General features: G+C 61.5%; 12 protein-coding genes. 3 read left to right on the forward strand and 9 right to left on the reverse strand.

Features of this window, described 5'->3' with window-relative positions; translation table 11 throughout:
- Positions 1 to 8: 8 nt before the first annotated feature.
- The 9 genes from ACZ1HK_RS20380 to ACZ1HK_RS20420 all read right to left on the reverse strand — a co-directional run bounded on the left by ACZ1HK_RS20380 (position 9) and on the right by ACZ1HK_RS20420 (position 16,014).
- The gene (locus tag ACZ1HK_RS20380; RefSeq protein WP_472630225.1) at positions 9 to 1,964 is read right to left on the reverse strand and encodes a site-2 protease family protein; all 1,956 of its coding nucleotides are present in this window, start codon (positions 1,962 to 1,964) and stop codon (positions 9 to 11) included.
- Entirely contained in the window at positions 1,937 to 3,439 is a 1,503-nt protein-coding gene (locus tag ACZ1HK_RS20385; RefSeq protein WP_472630226.1) for an efflux RND transporter periplasmic adaptor subunit, read from the reverse strand. The genes ACZ1HK_RS20380 and ACZ1HK_RS20385 overlap by 28 nt, the downstream gene beginning before the upstream one ends.
- A 161-nt stretch (positions 3,440 to 3,600) precedes the next feature.
- Complete coding sequence (locus ACZ1HK_RS20390; protein ID WP_472630227.1) at positions 3,601 to 3,906, reverse strand: DUF3467 domain-containing protein; 306 nt, start codon at positions 3,904 to 3,906, stop codon at positions 3,601 to 3,603.
- A gap of 42 nt (positions 3,907 to 3,948) precedes the next feature.
- Positions 3,949 to 5,487: a calcium-binding protein gene (locus ACZ1HK_RS20395; protein ID WP_472630228.1), complete on the reverse strand. Its 1,539-nt coding sequence runs from the start codon at positions 5,485 to 5,487 to the stop codon at positions 3,949 to 3,951.
- Positions 5,484 to 8,678, reverse strand: a complete 3,195-nt coding sequence (locus ACZ1HK_RS20400) for a beta strand repeat-containing protein (RefSeq protein ID WP_472630229.1) — start codon at positions 8,676 to 8,678, stop codon at positions 5,484 to 5,486. Before ACZ1HK_RS20400 ends, ACZ1HK_RS20395 begins: the two co-directional genes overlap by 4 nt.
- Positions 8,675 to 9,403 carry a hypothetical protein gene (locus ACZ1HK_RS20405; RefSeq protein WP_472630230.1) on the reverse strand — a complete coding sequence of 243 codons (729 nt, stop codon included), beginning with the start codon at positions 9,401 to 9,403 and terminating at the stop codon, positions 8,675 to 8,677. The genes ACZ1HK_RS20400 and ACZ1HK_RS20405 overlap by 4 nt, the downstream gene beginning before the upstream one ends.
- The gene (locus ACZ1HK_RS20410) at positions 9,307 to 11,904 is read right to left on the reverse strand and encodes a hypothetical protein (RefSeq protein ID WP_472630231.1); all 2,598 of its coding nucleotides are present in this window, start codon (positions 11,902 to 11,904) and stop codon (positions 9,307 to 9,309) included. The genes ACZ1HK_RS20405 and ACZ1HK_RS20410 overlap by 97 nt, the downstream gene beginning before the upstream one ends.
- On the reverse strand, positions 11,867 to 14,095 hold the full coding sequence (locus ACZ1HK_RS20415) for a hypothetical protein (RefSeq protein WP_472630232.1): 2,229 nt from the start codon (positions 14,093 to 14,095) through the stop codon (positions 11,867 to 11,869). Before ACZ1HK_RS20415 ends, ACZ1HK_RS20410 begins: the two co-directional genes overlap by 38 nt.
- Entirely contained in the window at positions 14,077 to 16,014 is a 1,938-nt protein-coding gene (locus ACZ1HK_RS20420; RefSeq protein ID WP_472630233.1) for an LEPR-XLL domain-containing protein, read from the reverse strand. Before ACZ1HK_RS20420 ends, ACZ1HK_RS20415 begins: the two co-directional genes overlap by 19 nt.
- 182 nt (positions 16,015 to 16,196) lie before the next feature.
- Here ACZ1HK_RS20420 and ACZ1HK_RS20425 point away from each other — a divergent pair, with 182 nt between their 5' ends.
- From ACZ1HK_RS20425 to ACZ1HK_RS20435, 3 genes are read left to right on the forward strand one after another with little or no spacing between them, the layout of a single operon-like run.
- Entirely contained in the window at positions 16,197 to 17,681 is a 1,485-nt protein-coding gene (locus ACZ1HK_RS20425) for a TolC family protein (RefSeq protein ID WP_472630234.1), read from the forward strand.
- The gene (locus tag ACZ1HK_RS20430; RefSeq protein ID WP_472630235.1) at positions 17,678 to 18,466 is read left to right on the forward strand and encodes an efflux RND transporter periplasmic adaptor subunit; all 789 of its coding nucleotides are present in this window, start codon (positions 17,678 to 17,680) and stop codon (positions 18,464 to 18,466) included. The genes ACZ1HK_RS20425 and ACZ1HK_RS20430 overlap by 4 nt, the downstream gene beginning before the upstream one ends.
- Complete coding sequence (locus tag ACZ1HK_RS20435; RefSeq protein ID WP_472630236.1) at positions 18,448 to 19,578, forward strand: BamA/TamA family outer membrane protein; 1,131 nt, start codon at positions 18,448 to 18,450, stop codon at positions 19,576 to 19,578. Before ACZ1HK_RS20430 ends, ACZ1HK_RS20435 begins: the two co-directional genes overlap by 19 nt.

The following is a 19,578-nucleotide window of genomic DNA, read 5'->3' on the forward strand; positions in this document are numbered from 1 at the left end:
CGTATCCATCATCCGGAATTCGCCAAACGGACGTCCCAGTACCGCTCCTGAAGGTCGCGCATCCAAAGTTGCAGGTGGTCGAGCAACCGGGCGCGACCGATGCGCATCCTCGCCTCGATTGGCGTGCCAACAAGCTCTGCAGGTGCCGGTGCCAACGTCGCGCGGATGCTGTAGGTTTGGCGCCCTGTTTCCACATCCTGGGCGACCTGTTGGATCAATGTGATGTCGCGCAGGCCTAAGTCTTGTCGGACCTCCCCCGCGACGCGCAGTGAGATGTCGACCGTCTCGCTCTCAAAGAGGTCCACGTACCGCTCGGGGAACCGGCCCTGGACCACAGACGGACCAACGCTCGGGAAGAACGCCCCAACTGTCTGCCCTTCCTGAAGTCCGGCTCCAAGGGCGAGGCCGTCCGCCGCAACGAAAAGTCCCGCCTGTGGCGCGGATTGAACCTGCTCCGCTGCCCGCCGCTCAAAATCCTCCAGACGGGCCTCAACCAATCGCAACCGTTCTTCTGCGGCAAGAACCTCTTCGGGAGTGACGCCAAGGGCCGCGTCGCGCGCGGTTGTGAGAAGGCGCTGTTCCGCCTCCAGCAATACCTGATCCTGCGCGAACAGGAGGTTTTCGACCGCGAAAATCAGATCGCCGCCTTCAATCGGGCCGTCCGCGGCGAGGTCCGTCAGGATCGCGCCGCCACCGCTGGTATCGACAAAGCGCACATCGTAGCTGCCCGCGCGGTCAAGTTGCAGCGGCATGACAACGACGAACGGCACCCGGATCAGCAGCAATGCCACGGCCAACGCACCGCCCAAACCGGCCCAGAACACCAGGCGCCTTATCCCGCCTTTTCTTGCTGTCCGCGCCGTGTCGGGCGCTGCATCCGATAAGAGGGGTGAGACGAACATGGCGTATCCTGCCCATAGCACCAACACGATGCCAAGGCCGAAGAACCGGGGCAGCATGATCCACGCGATGGTGAGAAGGATGTTGATGCGGTAGAGCATCGACAGAAACCCGAACCCCGCCAGCGCGCCTTCGCCCCGCCCCTTTGGCAGGGCGCCGTCTGCGCCCAGATGCGTGATCCAGCGCGTCGTTTTCTTGAACCGCGCCTGCGCCCGTGTTGCGAGGTTGCGCTGACCCAAGGCATCGGACAGCGCATAATAGCCGTCCAGCTTGATCAACGGGTTGCCGTTGAACAGGACCGAATTGAGACTGGAGAAGAAGAAGATATTGGCCAGCAGCGTCTTGCCGAACCCGCCCGGCGCGAAGTGCCAGGCGATCAGCGCCACAAGCGCGACCGTGAGGTCCACAAACAGCCCCGCAAGCGAGATGTTGATGCGTTGCCGCCGATTGGCTGAGAGATCCGCCATCGAGCAATCGACAAACGGCATCGGGTAAAGCCCGATGAACATCAGCCCGCCCTTGCGCACTGGAACGCCGTAGCGTGTTGCCACCAACAAATGGCCCATCTCGTGCAGCAGCTTCAGGATCGGGGCGACCAGCGCGAAACTGGCCAGCGCGGCGATGGAAAAGATCTGCCCGAACTCGCCCAAGATGGCCCAATTGCTTGCCGATGCGACCCCAACAGCAATGCACAGAAGGGCCGTAAAAGCGATCCAGAACTGCGGCCCCACAAGACCCCGCGCGGCCCCCATCAAGCGGGGTTGCCACCGCGACAGGTCAATCAGGGGCACCATCGCAAAGAGCGGGTTGAACGGCTTGGACCGCGCATTCTCGACCTCAAGCATCCGGCGGTTGCCTGACATGAACCCGTAAAGCCGCTTGGCGAGCTCTTCACTGGCGGGGCGGCCTGTCGTCTGCACGCTGTGAAGGGCGCGGGCTATATCGCTGTCGACGCGAAAGATGCGGCCCGAGCGTCGATCATGCACCTGATAGTGCATGTCGGTCCCGTCGGCAGCGGCCCCCAATTGAAGATGGCTTAACTCTGAAGCCCGAAATATCGCCATCCCAGATACCTCAGATATTCAAGCGCCGGGCGCGTCCAGCCGTAGATGCGGGGGGCGTCGCCCACCGTGATCCGCGCGGCCCCGGTCAGTCCGACCAAAAGCCTGTCTTGCGGGCCATCGGTGATGCGCGCGCGCACAACCAGCAGGCTTTCGTTGGTTTGCGGATCAATGCGCTGTTCGGGGAACCCGGTGATTTCGGCCGGGAACGGGTCCTGGCCCAAACCGCGAAAGCGAACCTGAACCTGCTGGCCCGCCGCAATGATCGGCGCGTCAGACGAAGGAAGCGTGAAAACGACGTCAAAGGCTTGGGTCGGCTGGATCCGCGCAACCGTTGTGCCGGAGGTCAGAAATTGCCCGCGTTCGCTCGCCTCAAGCGCCTCGATCACTGTGCCGTCTATGGGCGAAGCGACGCGAAGCATCGCCAGCCGGTCCTCGATCTGGGCAATGCGCAGTGCCGCGATTTCTGACCGACTTTCCGCCAGTTGAAAGGCGGCATAGTCGCCCGCATCCAGGGCCGCATTGGCGTTGATTTGTTCAAGGGCCAGCGCGATTTCCTGTTCGGACAGTTGCGCCGCCAGATCAGGCTCCAGCAACTCCGCAATCAAATCACCGGCAGAAACAGCCGCCCCGGCCTGCACGTGCACGCTGTCGACAAAGGCGGCAAAGGGCAGGGCGATGCTGCGGGATTGCGCAGGAACGGCTTCACCGGTGGCGGTCACGATCAACGGGGCAGGCAGCGCCATCCAGATGGCAGCGGCAACCCCTGCACCCAACAGGGCCAGGCGCCGCGATCCACGCGCCAAGCGCCCCTTCGCGGATGAGGGCGCCAGCAGGCTCGCAAGCGCCGGGGCATCGGCCAGCCAATCCGGGGCATTGGGCCCGGCCAGCACAACTGCATGGCCCGTATCCCCGTCACTCGGCAGGGCAATGGCCAGCACGGCGGCCTCAAAGGCTTTGGCGATCAGCGCTGCGTCGAGGTCGGCGGCATCCGTGGCACCCGCCCGGGTGCGGATCAGCTTTGGCGCGGTTGGGTCCGCCTTGGCGCTAGCAACGGCGCGTTCCAGAACCAGCTTGATCTCATCCTTGCGAGCGACGGCCTCGGGTGAGGCGCCGAACCAGAACCGGCGCGCCTTGCCGCCCTCGATCCGAACAATGCAGCAAAATTGCGCCCCGGCCAGATCGGCAATTTCGGTCGCGAACCAATCCTGACGCTTGGCCTTGCGTATCTTCGCAGCACCTTGCGCCGCCTCGATGATCGCGCTTGCGTCCCGTGACGCTTGGGACGCGACTTGCGGCTTGGCCGCGGCGGATGCCCGCTCGGACAATCGCGACAATAGGCCCGCGACGCCGACGCCCTCTGGCACAGTCTGGAAAATCTCGAACAACCCGGTGCCGTCGGCCATGGGCGCCACGCACACAATGCCGTCCCCGTGCTTTCGCGCGGCGGGCCGCGCGCCAAGCATCTGCGACAGCAAGACGGCCACACTGGGGAAACCGGACCGGATGCATCCAGGACCTGACCGTCCGCGGCGATCCGCCCGGTTTGATCCGGCACAGGCAGCGGTGACCCGTCCTGGGCAAGCGGCATCGGTATGGCGGGCTGGCCGCTCACCCTGCCACGCCTTTGGCGGACGGATCAGATATCAATGGTGCCGAACTGGTCTTCATAGGCTTTGATTGACTGCGCAAGGATCGTTGCAAGGCGCTTGGCTGCAAACGGGTTCATGACCATCCGTTGGCTCAACGCGACCTCCACCCGATTGCCTTCGGGCTTCACACCGCGCCAGTTTTTGTGCGTGCCGAACAGAAGGAAGAACTCCTCACGATTGGCCGTGGCCGTCGCAATATTGGCATAGACGCTTTCCATTTTGCTGTCGTCCCATTCGACAGCGACGCCGTTCAGAGTTTCGGTGGCGGCGTTTTGGGGGCGGTCATCTGCCATTGGGGCCTCTTTGACTGGTTTGGTATGGGCATTTGTGCCGCGTCAGGCGGCGGATTTCGTGGGCATCTCGCCCGACATTTCATCCTGAACACGCTGCAGCATCATTTGGAAGAGCTCAAGCTGAAGCGGCGATGCCGATTGTGCATTCACGCCGAGGAAGATCAGGAAGGCGCGGCGCAGCTCCTCCTCGACCAGCGTGGGGTCGGTGTCGAACTGCAACAACATACCCAGCATCTCGATGGTCGTGGGCGCGCGCAGGAATTGCTGGATCGGCACGAGCAATTCCATGATCTGGGTGTCGATTTGCGGGGCGCCCGGGATCGACAAGGGCGTGTAGCCGATATCGGCGAAGTTGTTGAAGAACCCGGTGGTCGAGAAATAGACGCCAATCGACGCCCTGTATTGCGCTGTGGACAGGATATCGTTCGGGCCAAAGCCGGGGAAGTTGCCTTGCACCAGCTCCCGCTCGCCGTTGGGGCCGGTGAAGCCCGACGGCAGGATCATGCGGAACTCGGCGGCAAAGCTGTCACCGATCAGAATATCGTCTTCGGTGTTGCCGAAGAACAGGTCAGGGCCAAGGCCACCGATCACGACATCGGGGCCATCTTCACCGTTCATCGCGTCCCGTCCGCCCAGAACGAAGGGCAGGTTGGTTTCCAGATCAATCTGCTCAACGATGAACGGCCCCAAAGTCAGGCTACGCTCAAGCTTGATCGTGTCGCCAAACAGGAAATCCTGTCCGTCGCCGCCCAGAAGCGTGTCCGCCCCGAAGCCACCCAGCATGAAGTCCGCACCGCCGCGGCCCTCCAGCACATCATCAAATGCGACGCCGCTCTCGCCATGTTCAACCAGGGTAATCCGGTCAAGCGCGGATTGACCGGGCAAACGTTGTGCCACGGATTGCAGGACCAGGTTGGCCAGATCGCCAATGATCCAGTCGTCATCCTCGCCGCCGATTATCGTGTCCGCACCGAATTGGCCCATCAGGATGTTGTCGCCAAAGGTGCCCTCGGCGGTGATTGTATCCTCACCGCCCATATCCGTGAGCGTCAGGGTGACAGTCTCCAGATCAGTTTGATTGCGGAAGGTCAGGTCGATCACATCGCCCATAGCGATATCTTCGCCATCCCCAACGTTGATGCTGTCGTCCTCAAGGCCACCGATGGCAATGTCATTGCCGCCGCCCAGGTCGATCGTGTCCGCACCGCCATGGCCTGTCGTGTCCGCGCTTGCGGAATGCACGTTGCCCGCGCCCCCGAAGACAACGGAACCTGCATCGCCCAGGGCAATGTCGCGGCCTGTACCGGAGGTGACACTGTCGGCACCTTCGCCCGCGACGACCACATCGGCCCCGCCTGCGGTTGTGATGGTGTCATCCCCGCCAAGGCTTGGGTCGGACGAACGGATTGCGTCGTCACCCAGCGCGCCACTTGTCGTGATGGTGCCCAGATCGCCCAAAACACGGTTATCGCCCGCACCCAGATTGGCGCTGTCATCGCCAAGGCCCAGGCCAACGAGATCAGTGTCGCCGCCACCCGTGACCGTATCATTGCCTTCCGCCGACCCTTCGCGGGCCGTCACCGAAAGGGCAAGCTGCCCCCTGCGACGTGAAGCGCCTCGACCGAGCCATTGTCACCAAGAACCGCGTTCACACCATCGCCGGTTGTCAGGCTGTCGGCACCGCCGCCGCCGATGATCACGTCGCGATCCGCGCCGCCGTTCAACGTCTCCGCCCCGGTATTGGCGCTGTCGACTGTGCCAACGGTGACCCGATCCGGCCCGGTTGCCTGGGGCACCGCTTCAAGGAAGCCATTGTCGCCGAGAACGTAATTCAGCCCGTCTTCAAGATCGGCACTGTCACTGTCGCCGCCCAGAATGACGATGTCGGTATCATCGCCACCGGTATAAACATCAGCACCATCTGCTGCCTCTTCGCGGCTTTCGGCCCGGGAGGGCAGGGCGTCTTCGCGGATGGAGGCCGTGATGCGCCCATTATCTGTCAGCACAACGTTCAGGCCCTCGCCTGCGTTGATCGTGTCGCCCAGATCACCGCCAAGGATGATATCGCGACCCTCCGCCGTTGTGATGCTGTCCGCGCCGGCGTTCAGGCCGTTCGTTGTTTCCGCCGTAACCGACGCCTCGCCATTCATCGGCCGATCGACCCGCAGCGTCCCATCATCGCCGATGACATGGCTGACGCCATCGCCAAGCGATGCTGTGTCATTGCCGCCGCCCAACACCAGATAGCTCAAACCCTCGTCCAGCGTGACGCTGTCATTGCCAGACGACGCATGGGGCACCGACGACATGGATTTGAAGATCGTCGCAATCAGGTCGAGTTGCTGGTCCTGCGCCGCCACCTGTGCAGACGACGCGCCCGCAGGCAGGGGCGAAAGCGCGAACAAGGCTTGCAGCGGTGTGGCCAGAACCTCAAGCGTGCCATAATCGGCCATGGCGATCAGGCCGCCCGTGGTGCCGTTGATCGTGTCATCTCCCGCCCCGCCGAACACAAGGTCCAGTTTGTCAAAGCCGGTCCCGGTGCCAACATCGATCGAGTCGTTGCCATCCAGCGCGCTGACGTCCGTCATCAGCATGCCGTCACCCACGACGAACGCGCCGTTATCGCCAAAGACGATATCCGCACCAAGCCCGCTGTCGATGGTATCGTCCCGCTCGCCGCCAATGATCACGTCATTGCCAGAGCCCGCCTGGATCACGTCCCGTGTCCCGAAGTTGGAGGCCAGCGCGCGATACGCATCCACCTGTTCCAGAATGCGAGTGCCTTCGATCAGGCCAAAGTCGCCGAAAATGATGTTGTTGCCGATCGTGTCCGACAGCATTTCGGGCGTGACGGTGTCATCACTGCCGCCGGCCACAAGGATATCATCCCCCTGTCCGCCATCCAGCGTGTCTGACCCGGCGCCCGCAGCCCCCATCCCGGTTGAGATAAAGGTTTCGGCCAGCCGGTTGGCCGCCACGGAAATCGTGCCGTAATCGCCGACCAGAATATCGGCCGCCGCCCCGCCGGTGATGTCGTCCATCCCGGCCCCGCCGAACAGCACATCCGATCCGGCCCCGCCGTCGATGCTGTCCGTTCCGTCTGCTACGCCGATCTCGGTCTCGACCAACAGCCGCGTTTGCAACCCTTCCAATGCCGTCGGCAGATGTAGGAAGATCCGGTGTCCTTGCACGATACCCGATGCCGTTTGCTGGGCCTCAAAGATCGTCAGGTTGCCGCCTGAGATCAGGTCATTTCCATGCCCACCTGTCAGAGTGTCGTCACCCAGACCGCCGGCAATCACATCGCGTCCGTATTGGCCGTGCAACTGATCAGCTTGATCGCCGCCGACAATGACATCATCGCCATCACTTCGTACCAGATGCGTGTTGGCGTCCAGCTCGCCCTGCGCGCCCCAACCCCAGGCTGTGTTGAGGCCGTTGCCCAAGGCAATCAGGTCCGCACCCGCGCCACCTTCCACGGTGGTATTGGCCGCCAAAACGTTCAGCTGGTCGCTGCCTGCGCCGCCTGCAACAAACGCACTTGCGCCTGAATTGACAAAGACAACATCGTCCCCGGCGCCGGTCAGCACGATATGGCGGCCTGTCCCGGCAATCGTGACCGTTTCGACATCGCGGGACGCGCCAAGTTGCGTCTCGGCGGTGAAATCGTTCAGCAAGGTCGCCAGCGAAACAGCAGCCCCGTTCAGCTTGTAATTCGCAGCTCCTGTGCCTGAGACACCAACCTGGCCCCCGCCTGGATCGACAAGCCCAAGCGTCTGTAGGATAGCACCCCGATCCAGACCGCCATTCGCGAAGGTCTGCATGAACCGGTCGCGCATCCCGAAATCATCACCGCCAATGACGATGACATTCTTGCCCGCCACATTGACCGTGTCCGCACCGCCTTCGGTAAAGATGATGTACGTGCCGTTGTCACTACCGCCCGAGATGTTATCCGCCCCGTCACCCGCAAAGATGACGTGAATGCCTTCCCGGGCCAGTGTGATCGTGTCGTTGCCCTTGCCCGCATAGGTCACGGTGTTCACACTCGCGCCAAGGTTCGACATGTTGACGATGTTGTTCCCGTTGCCCACCGGGATGATCAAGCCGCCCTGCGAAATGGTCCCGACGTTCACATTATTCAACTCGAAATCGTAGTCGTTGAGGACAACCTTCTCGTTCCCGTCCGACGCATTGCGCAGCAGCGACGCCGCCGCATTCGCACCGATGTTCAGGACCTGCGTGCCGCCGTTTAGATCATCAATGTAGAACGGGCCAAGCGAAGTTGGTTTAAGCGTATAATCGAACGTGCTGCCCAGATCGAAGACGGTGGTCGAGAATCTCAAATCCGGCAATGGCCAAGGCAGATTGATGCCCGCCCAAACACGCAAAGCCGCGTCAACGTCGATGAAGCCCTCAAAGAAGATCCCGGCGAACTCATCAAACGGAAGTCCCGTGTTGTCCGCCGCGAATTCCACCATCCTCAAAAGCTCAGCCAGCCGCAGCCGCCCGTCATCATTGGGATCGTTAAAGTTTAACGCGCCTTTCACCGAAAGCGCCGCACTTGCCCCTGCGATGCCGGCATTCAGGCTGATCCGCCCGCCAATATCCACCGCGACAAGCGATCCAGGTGCGGCATCGATATAAGCGCCGTCCAAAAGGCGCGCGACGTCGAACGTGTTCACGAAATTCACGATGCCGGACATGTCGTAGCCGATCGTCATGCCCGCATAGAGATCGAGGATCATGTAGGCGTCCAGGCCGCCCCTCACGGCGCCTTCGATGCCCAACCCGGCAGGCCCAACTGACTGATGATGTCGTCGAACAAATCCAGTTCGAAATTGGCGTCCAGCAGCAGGAACTCAACCGTCACCAGATCAACGGCCGCAAAATTGCCCGTCAGCAGGCGGAAGGCTTGGGCCGGGTCGGTCAGAAGCGGCACTTCCACAATAATGCCAGGGCCTTGTGCGCTGAGGTCCGGCAAGGTCGGCAAGCTCAACCCAAAACACGGCGTGAAGCGCGCGTTGTTGATGTTGAACTCACTCAAGAAAATCTGGTTGCCGGGCGCATAGCCCAGGAAATCATAGGTGCCGATGCAGATTGGCCCGCCATTGAAGGCCGCCTTGATCGTCGGGATACTGTCGAGCATGCCCAGAACGGGGAATATCTGGCTGATCGGGCTACCCGGCCCGAGCACGTAGCTGAATGGCTCCACTTCGAGGAAACTCAACAGACTATCGAGTGGCTTGATTAGCTCCAGGACCGGGTCGAAGATCGGCGCCAACAGGCCGCTATAGATGCTCTCGATGTTGATCGAGACCTCGAAGAACTGCATCTTCGTGATCAGCAAATCCGCGCCGTATTCCAGCGGGTCAAAGACCGCGTCGAACTGGAAATTCGTCAACAAGGTCGGGAAGACGGCGCGATCCTCTCCCCCAATATTGACCGTGTATTCCGATCCGTCCGTTTTCGTCGGATCGAGGACCTTGATCTCCATTGCCAGATCAAGGTGGATCGTGGTCTCGAACTTGAATGCCGCGAAGTCGTTGAAGTCGAGCTGCGGCAGGTAGATCGTATTCTCGAATGATCCGCCGCCTCTGACAGGTTCAACGCGGAATAATCCCGGCTCAGATCTTCGCCACCCGCCCCGAACAGGTCGATCCCGAATTGCGCGCGCACCACCGCATCGCCCGGATTGGTCGAGGCATCCACGCCCATAACGTCGGCGATGTTAAGCTGTGCCTGCAATGCGCCCGCATCAGCCGTCAAAACAAAGCCAAGTTCGTTCGTGTCCAGATCGTTGAGCAGGAAGAAACCGCTGCAATCCAGACCGAAGCCAAGGTTGATGACCAATTCACCCGTCAGCGTGATGGCTGACGCATCATCGACACCAAGGGCCAGCCCCGGAATGTCCAGGTCAAAGCCGATATCCAGAGCCTCTTCAAAGACTTTGAACGGGAAACTGATCGCGCCGTAAATGAACGGGTCATCGGGATCGCTATCGTCGGTCTCCAGCTGAATGATCTGCTCATCTGCGGCGATGGTATTGCCGGCGACCGAGCGCAGCATGTCGCGCAGGATCGGGTTGAGGAAATCTTCTACAAGATCTTCCGTCGTGCGGCGCGACCCGTCCGGGTTGCCAGCGGCGACCCAATCGCGGGCCGGGTCGATGATGTCGAAGCGCAGATCGCGGAAGAATTGCGCAGCCAGACCAAAGTTGTTGCCGATGATCGGCAGGTCGATATCTGCGAGATAGGTATCGATCGAGGTCTGGATCGTCGCGAATATCATGTCGAGGCCGCCAAGCAGCGCCTCGGGATCGTTCAAAAGCTGGAAGACATCGGCACAGTCGAACAGGCCGCCGAAATCAGGCAGGCGCAGGTCGATGGTGCGGGGATAGTCAACCATATCCGGCACGCGGCCGCCAAAATACAGCTCGACCGCATCGCCTTGGAACAGGGACCGAACCGATGCCTCATCCGTGATCGAATAGAGGTTGGTGAAAGTTGTTGGGTCGGTAATCGTCTCAAGCAAGGCCGCCTGATAGGTGAAACCGTGCTGGTCTGGCTGCAACAACCCCAACGCGCCGCTAAACGGCAGCTCGACATTGGTGTAAAGCTCAACCTCCAACCCGAACAGATCCAGGAAGCTGCGCGCCGGATCCTTGGCGATGTCGATCAGCGACACCAGGTCCAGGCGCCCATCATCGGTGCCGTCCACATCGATGATCGTCGCCTCGATGAACCCGGCGCTAGAGCCGTCCTCACCCCCGATAAAGGCCTGACCGTTTTCGACAGCCGCCTCAACCGGGCCAAGCGCGATCACCATGTTCAGCCCGTCTGGCGCGCCAAGAGTGATATCGCCCCGGATTTTCGTGCCACTGGGGCCGGTGTCGACAAACAGGATCGGACGACCGAGGTTTGGGGTGTCGTACAGCGTCGCAGACCGCGCCTCATCCTCAAACACTTCATCGGCCGTAAATCCGAATGCCTGCAAGGCGTTGCTGCCGCCGACAGTCTTCAATTCGAACGTGACATCATGGCCAATGTCTTTGCCCTGCACCTTGAAACTAGGCACGTCGAATCCGTTCAACTCGGCGAAATTGGTGCCTTTCAGAACCAGGTTACCGGCATCCACACTGACGCGCAGCAACTGGAACAGCGCGACTTGCGTGCCCGGTATCCCGGTATCACTCAGGTCGGTGCGGTCCACAGCGACCGACAGGAACACGGTGTTCAGCGCCGCGGCAAAGCCTTCAATCGTTGTGCGCGCCGGGTCTGCGGCAAGGCTGACATTCTGCGGCTCCCCATCGGCCATCACGATGTCGAAGGTGAAGGCCGCCGTGTAGTTGGTAAAGCCGGGGTCGAATGCAATCAGACCATTGGGCTCAACGCCCGTGTCACTTTCAGCCGTGGCGCTGCCAAACAGAGCGATGACGTCCGGATCCTGCGTCAGCCCCGTGTTCGTGTCGGACAAGACGATCTGACCATCCACAAAGCTGGCCGAAACCGTGTTCCCACCAAGCGTGCCCAATTGCATGTTCAAAAGGTCCAGCACATCCTGAACCGTCTCGGCGCTATCCAGATCGACATCGACGGTTCCATTGGCGGGGACCGTTGTGTCTTCCCACACGATGCGCAGATCCGGGGTCGGGTCCGGCGGCGTGGTGGTGATATCAATGGACAACAGCGCCTGCCGCAGCGCGTCGGAGAATTCCTGAATCTGATCTTTGATCGCGTCCGCGAATTCCTGCTCGGTCAGGTTCGGATCGGCAGGCAATTCGCGGTTCGGATCGGCGGCGACCGTCACGGTTTGCGACGTGCCGCGCTCGATCTCGATGTCGAACGAATACCCTTCGGCCAGATCAGGGAACGGCACACCGGCCATCAACCCTGCCACCAGAAGATCAACGACATCGTTGATCGAATTTGCCCCGTTGATATCGACGTCAGCCGACCCGCTATCGCCTGTGCCCGCGTCGCGCCACGACGCCGTCAAGCTCGGTCGGCGGCGGCTCGTTCAGGCGCAGCCCATAGGCGTTGATCACATGATCCAGCGGCGTCGAAAGCTCGGCCAAATCCAGCGTCGGCTTGATCTGCGACAAGTCTAGCCCGAAGGACAGATCAAGCGAGATGTCGGGGTCAAACACCAGTTCCGCATCGCCGCGTGCATCCACCAGCCCGCTGAGAACCTGCGCAAGATCCGGCCCCGCCGCGGCCAGCAGATCGGCCTCCGACATCAGATCGCTCAGCGACAGGTTGAACGCGACCGTCTCGGAATAGTCGGTCAGGTAGTCGAGGCTCATGTCGAATTGCAGCACGCAATTCTCAAACCTCAGCGAGACATCCCCGCCAAACGTCTCCTGCAACAGCCGCTCGATCGTACCGAGGTTGAAGTCGGGATTGGCCCGCAGATCATCAATGCCCTGCAAGAAATCGGTCGTGAAATCGAGGCCGTCGAGGATAGATGCATTCAACAGCGGGACATCAACGGTCAGGAACGCCAATTGCGTGGCGAGGTTTTCCGAATAGGCATCGAGCAAATCACCAAGGCCCGCCAATCCATCCAGGATCGCGCCCGCAGCCAGCGGCACAAGGCACTCGTAATCGCCCAGATCCGCACAGACCTTCGCGGAGCCAAACGGATCGAAGATATTGCCGATCGACAGACCGATAACCGGGGCCGTCAGCGACGGGGCAGGGGCCGTATCCCCCTCATTGATACCCCCCAGATTGGCGCTGACATCACCGAAATTGAAGTAGACCATCGAACGGGTCTCTCCGGCGTCCAGCGTGTCGCCATCGGCGAATATGTCCATGTCGGCAATGCTTGTCGCCCGGTCGTTGGTATCGGTCAGCGCACAGCCATCTTCATCCGTGATGATATTGCCGGTCAGATTGAAACGACCCACAAGATTGGCAAGCGCAAGGCCACTGCCAACCGGGGCCAAAATCGGATCGCCTGACGCATCGGTGCCAACCTGAACCTGACCGCCGAAAATATTGACCAATTGCCCGAAGGACACGGTTTCACCGAAGACCGCGTTGTCTTCTCCAACCGCGGAAACATCGAGCGAGGCATCAAAAACCGCAAAGTTCTGCGACGCGTTGTTCAGCCCAAGTCCGAATTCGATCAGACCCATTTCAGCCGTGCCGGTCAGCGCCGTAGCCTCCGCCCGGAAATCCGCATCCAAAGACAGATCGATGATCTGCGCGTTCTGAAGGACGAGGCCGGGTATACTGCCCAGAACCTCGCCACCGTCGATAAAATCTTCCTGCAAGTCGAAGATGTTGATCTGCGCGGCAAGGTTAAGCTCGGCCTCAATCGAGGCATCCAACGCCGCATTCAACGTCAGTCCGTCAATCTCGCCAAAACCCAGATCGTCCAGCCCAAGCGCACCCTGGCCGCGCGTACCTGGCAGGCCGCTGTCATTGTAATCCACCGACGCGGTCTGCGGGTCCATCGTAAGACGAATGTCACCGGCAACCGCGTTCTTAGTGGGATCATCCTCTGCAAACATTTCCAGCGTGGCGCCCGGCAACAGCGCGCTCAGCTGATCGTTCGTCCACGCCAGCAAGCCCTGGAAATCCTGCACCCGCGCCAGGCTGTTTTCGTCCAACCCAACGGTAAATCGCGTGTCATCCAAGGCATTATGCGCAAAGGACAGGCCGTCGCCCGCCGTATTGGTGCCAACCAACATGGCGATCCCGCGCATGTTGAAAGCGCTCTGGATTTCTGCGGCGACGTTGGCCGCAGTCCCCCAACCCGTGTTGGGCTGGTCGATATCCACCACCTGAGGCACCCCATCGACGCTCACGGCCAGCCGCAAGGTCTGCATACCGATCAGAACGTCCGGGTCCAACGCGCCCAACGCCACGCTCTCGCGCCCGAACGACAGGTTGATTACATCATAGGTTTCGCTGATCGCGCTGGTCACACCGGTTGTGTTCACACCATCGAATTGCCGCAGCATCCGCTCGGTCAGACCGAAGGCCGCAAAGGTGAAATCCGGGTCGGTCGGATCGTTTCCATCCCGCTCAGACTGGCCGGTGATCCGGAAAAGCTGGGTTGAGGCTGGCGTCGTGGACGAAAAGCTGAGCGCGCCGCCAATGGCCTGAACGGTCCAGCCATAGGTGCCAAGCGCTGTGTTCAATAGTGCGGCGAACTCCGTCAGGAAATCAGACCGCAACCCCCGGCTGCATCGAAGGGATCAAGGCTCGAAAGATTGATTGTGACCGGCTGCACCTGCGGCCCCTGTGGCCCTGCGCCGACCAAGCTCGCCCCGAACACGTCAATCGAGATGCTCTCGATGTTCGCCAGATAGGCCAAGGCCGCTTCGTCCAGAACGATCCCAGTCTGTTCGCTGATCTCACTTTCGATCGCGTAACCGTTTGTCGAGTCGAACCCAAGCTGGCCCGGCTGAATGAAGAAGCTCTCGCCAAGAGCCGCAAATTGCGCAGCTATGGCGTCGAACCCGTCCATGATGTCGATGTCGGTCAGCGGAACGCCAACGCTGATCTGTTCGGTGGTCAGCAGGTTCGCAATGCCCGCGCCAAGCCCCGCGAAGAACGCGCTGAAGGTCTGCGAGGTCGTGTTGAACAGAGTATCGGCCAACTTCAGAACGTTGGTCTGAAGAACAGGCGGTAGCGTCCCGCTGCCATCGGTGAAGTCCACCAAAGCGGTCGAGGCGGCAAAGCGTTCGGCGGTCGTCTGCGCCTGACCCAGCGCGCCAAGTTGGCCGGTCACCGTCAGGGCGGTATCGATGTCAAACAGGGTCGTGCTGGCGTCCCCAAGCGGCAACTGACTGTCGACGTTGAACCGCACCAACAGATAGTCGGTGTCCAGCAGCGCGTCATCGGCCACACCGTCCACCGGCGTGATCTCAAAATCGAAATCGGCCGCAAGAGTATTGGCGATATTGTCTGTTGGGTCTGTGTCCCGATATTCGGCGGTGCCGACGATGCTCGTCCCTGCGGTCCAGTCAAATCCAAGAAACAGATCCGCCGTCTCGTAAGAGGCCAACGTGCCGGGCAGGAACCCGGTCGACACGTCCGGTGGGGTCAGAAAGGGCAGATCGCCGCCCAGATCAAAGATGTGATCGGTGGCGAAGTTATCGACTGTGAAGTCCGCGACATCTGTCACGCTGCCAATGACCCGGGCGGTCATGTCGAAGCTGACCGTCCCCGCACCGTTATCGGCAAACCCGAAATCAACCGGCAACGGCATGCGCAGGTCCGGATGATGCCCCAACTGATCCAAAAGTGTCTCGACCGAAGGCAGAACAATCGAAACCGAAACCTCCTGGTCCGAGGCACCTTGCGTGAAGTCCACAACGTCGATGCCGTCGATGGTCAGGTCGGTCAACGCAACCGTAAACATATCCTGGCGTTCGGCATTACTCAGCACATTGGTGAATGCGGACCGAACCTCGTCCACAATTATTTGCGATAGGTTGGCGGCCACGCCCCCGGGCCAATCGGTTTCCATGCCCGGGACGGTGGAGAGGGCGCCAGGAAAGAAAACCGTTGCCGGGTCAATACTCGTGAAATGCGCCTCAAGCGCAGCGAGAGAGCCGCTTTTCGCCAAGCCGTCCGAGTTGAAGATGCTGGTCAGGAATTCATACGTCAGACCAAGCTGATCAATCGCAGAGGGAAACCCACCGGAAGCATTGAGTTCTAAGTCAACTTTTGAAGTGATAAATGGTTGGGCAACTCCAATGACACTGCCCAGCACCGCATCGTATTGCGCGCTAACGCCTTCGGTCACCGCATCAACGGCCCCCTCGATGCGCAGCATGACATCCTGCAAGCGGCCAAGGCCCGTGTCAGGCGCGTCGCTTTCCAAAAGGAACAGCGGCGCGGCGTCCCCCAACTCGGTCAGCATCTGGTCTTGCAGGTCCGCGATCAGCGTGTCGAATTCTGCTTCGAACACGCCGAGCATTGCCAGCATCGCCTCGGCATTGTCGTAGCCAGTGCTGGGTGCGAAATCCCATTCCAGGTTTGCATTCAGCATGATCCTGGGTTCGAGGACCTCGAACAGCGGCTCAGACGGCGGCTCGGACGGCGCCATCTCGGCGCTGTCTGGCTTTTGGCGCAATGGCCTGTTCACGCGTGTCCCCGACGTCTTGCCATTGATGGCATTTTCTTTTGTCCTTCATGCGCTTGGCATATGCGCAACAAGTAGTGGTATTCTTTCCGCGTGACCCTAGACAGTGATCGTATTCAAGTCCAACACTTGCTGTAATTCTTGTGGAAAAACACCAGGGCTGCGGTCCGTCCGGGGGACAACAGGTGCAAAAAACGCTCACGTTTGGGCTCTGCGCAATGCTGGTCGCATTGGCAGGCTGTGGTCAGAACGCGTCATCTCGCGCAACGGATGATCGATTGGCCGGACTTCTCGCAAATGGTGTCGATGCAGATCGCTTGGCCCGCGCCGATGATCGCGCCGGACGCGCGTTCGACCGCCGCGACGCCGACGGCCTGGCCGAGGATTTTGCGCCTGACACTGCGCCGCCTGCAGGTGATGCCGACATCACGCAATTGCTGGCCTTCGCACAGACCCGAAACACCACCATCGGGCGCGCCGCACAGCAGATCAATCGCGCAGATGCGGAACGTTTGAACGCCATCTACGGCTACCTCCCGCAGATCAGCGCTTCGGCCACCTATGCCCAGAACCAGCAGGAAGTGATCGAAAGCGACAATGCCGTCTTCCAGCTGGGGCGCGCAGATTACCCGTCGATCGACGCCTCGGTCGAGCTGGCGCAGCCGATCTTCGATCTCAGCCGCATCTACGGCATCCAACTGGCCAACACCGCCCGCACCGCGTCCGAGGTTGCCTATATCGCAACCGTCCAGGACGTGATGTTCGAGGTCTTCGATACCTATCTGCAGGCCGTTCAGGCCCGCAATACGGTCACGGTCCTGGGCCAGCAACGCGCACTCCTGCAAAGCCAGATCAGCGCGGAATCCGCCCGCGAAAGTGCTGGCGTGTCGGGGCGCGCGGCGGTGAACGCACTCCGCGTTGAAGTTGCCGATCTGGGCCTCGATCTGGCACAGGCCACCCTGCGCTATGAAGGATTGCTGGGGGATCTCAGCCGCCTGACCGGCGTGCAGGTCTCGGGCGTCAGCAGCCCGCGCGCACCAAGCGGCGTCTTCGGGACCGAGCGCCGTATCAGCGTCGATCAAGCCATAGCCTCCGCGGGCGACAACAATCCTCGATTGCTTGAGGCGCTGGTTGAGGTCGCCGAAGGCGATATCCGCAGGCGCCAGGCCATCGCCGCCGACTTCTCGCCGGTGCTGACCGCCTTCGCGCGCTATGTCTATGAAGATCGCGATGCCAGCCGCTTTGGCGGCGGGTCCGTCTCGGCGGATACAGTCTACGGGGTCCGGCTGGTTGTGCCGATCTTCAACGCCCGGGGCGAAGGCCGCGAAAACCTGACCGCGCGCGTCGATTTCCGCGACGCCTTGATCCAGTACCAGTCTGTCCAGCGGGAACTCGCGACCGACATCGCCAACACCCATCAGCGCATGACGGCCTCTGCCGCGTCCCTGGGGTCCGCGCAAAGCTCGCTCGGCAATCTCAACGCCATCGTCGCATCCGAGCGGACATTGGTAAATGCCGGCGAAAGCGAGGAATACCTCGTCGCCTCCCTCCGCGCACAAGCCCTTGGCGCGCAAGAGCGTGTGAACTTCTACCAGATCGAATATTTGCGGGCGTGGGCGCGGTTTGAATACCTCTCCGGTCTCAACCTCGCAGACCGGTTGGCCCGATGAAGGCGCTTACTCTGGGCGTCGCACTCGGGGCTGCGTCGGCCTGTGCGGGCCTGGCGCAATCGCAGATGCCTGTGAACTGCACGGTCAGTCCCGCCCAGACCATCGAGTTGAGCGCGCCCGTGGCCGGTGTCGTGGCCGAAGTCAGCGTGGCGCGCGGCCAACACGTCTCCGCAGGCGACGTGATCCTGCGCCTTGATGATGATCTGGCCCGGGGCGAGGCCGCCATCGCGCGCGAACAGGCGGCCTTTGTCGGGGCAATCACCGCCGCCCAAGCCCAGGTCGCCAGCCTTTCGGCCCGCCGCGACCGCCTGCAAAACGCCCTCAACCAACGCGCCATCCCCCAGGCCGATTTCGACGCGCTGGTGTTGGAGCTGGAGCTTGCCGAAATCACGCTGGAGCGCGAGCTGAGCAATCAGCAATTGCTCCTGCTGCAGGCCGCGCAGGCCGAGCTACTCGTGGAAAAACTCGTCATCACCAGCCCGATTGATGCCATCATCGGCGAAGACCTGATCGCCCCGGGCGAGGCCACCACTGGCCGCCCGCTGGCCACGCTCTACTCGGTCGGCCCCGCGCGGGTCGAAGCTTTTGTTCCCGTACCTCTGCTGGGTGAGGTGCTGAGGGCCGAAAGCGTCTCGGTCACGCAGCCCGGCACGGACCTGAGCTTTGCCGTGACGCTCGACTATGTGGCCCCCGTGGCCAACCTCTCTTCAAACACGATCGCGGCCTATTTCACGCTCGATGAGGATGGAATGCGCCCGGGATCGACATGCAGGCTGGTCTACTGATGGCGCGCGTTCTGAACTCCACGCTCTTGGCCGCGTCCATCGCGATGTGCGCCACCGGTGCCGTCGCGCAAGACAGCGATGCGAGTGCCTTTTTCACCGCGTCCCTCGGTTACAGCGCCGAACGCGGCGCATTGGCCGATGCCGGGCTGACCGCGCGCGGGCTTTTCTCAGGCCTGCTTGATCTCAGCCTGCGCGGCGCGTGGGAAGAGGATGGGCGCGAGCTTTCGGCCGTCGCACGCAGCGCGGATGGCGTGCCCATTCCGGGCCTCAACCGCGATGCCCGTCTCAGGTTCGCGCTCAGCCACAGGCTGACCGATTGGGACGACGCGGATTTCGCCAGTCAGCGCACGACGTTCTCCGCCGGTCTGGAAGTCGCCGCCGGGGCCCATGGCGCGCTTTGGGCGGACTATTTTATCTATGAAGATATCATCGAAGATGTCCTGCCAACGACCTCGTCCCTTATCGCCGCCGAGGCCGGCACGCGCCGGGCCTCCGGTGTGGCGCTTGGCTGGCAAAACGATACGACAGACCATCCCTTCGCCCCGCGTGATGGCCACAGGCTGGAGGCTGAGCTGCGCTTCGCCGGGCTGGGCGGCGATGCGCAATGGGCGGCGTTTGGGTTCAACGGCGCATATTACATGCCGGTTGGCGACGCCGCGCGCCTGCGCCTGGGCGGCATTGCAGGGATCGCGCAAGGTCAGGATGGCGACAGCCTGCGCATCACCGAACGCGCCTTCTTGTCCGCCGATCTACCCCGCGGTTTCGCGCCGCGCGGCATCGGTCCGCGCGACCTGACCACCGACACCGCACTGGGCGGGGAACGCTACGCCGCCATTTCGCTCGATTTCGCGCGCCCCCTTGGTGAGATCGGGAACACCGCCTTCCAGGGTCATGTCTTTACCGAGGCGGGCTCCGTCTGGTCGCTGGAAAACACCGCGCTGACGCCAGCCGGGACGGTCGATGACAGCTTCTCCCTGCGTTCCAGCGTGGGCGTCGCCCTCTCCACACAGACAGAGATTGGCGTGTTCGAGGTCTACCTCGCCCACCCGGTGCAGCAGGAAAGCTATGACGTGACCCAGACCTTCGGCCTGTCGCTGTCCCTGGATTTCTAG

Source organism: Gymnodinialimonas sp. JB5-7 (assembly GCF_055693405.1).

What these genes read in the sequence shown, in the direction of transcription:
- ACZ1HK_RS20435 (WP_472630236.1), top strand. Translation starts at nt 18,448, where the DNA reads ATGCAGGCTGGTCTACTGATGGCGCGCGTTCTGAACTCCACGCTCTTG.
- ACZ1HK_RS20390 (WP_472630227.1), bottom strand. Translation starts at nt 3,906, where the DNA reads ATGGCAGATGACCGCCCCCAAAACGCCGCCACCGAAACTCTGAACGGC.
- ACZ1HK_RS20430 (WP_472630235.1), top strand. Translation starts at nt 17,678, where the DNA reads ATGAAGGCGCTTACTCTGGGCGTCGCACTCGGGGCTGCGTCGGCCTGT.
- ACZ1HK_RS20380 (WP_472630225.1), bottom strand. Translation starts at nt 1,964, where the DNA reads ATGGCGATATTTCGGGCTTCAGAGTTAAGCCATCTTCAATTGGGGGCC.
- ACZ1HK_RS20405 (WP_472630230.1), bottom strand. Translation starts at nt 9,403, where the DNA reads ATGGAGATCAAGGTCCTCGATCCGACGAAAACGGACGGATCGGAATAC.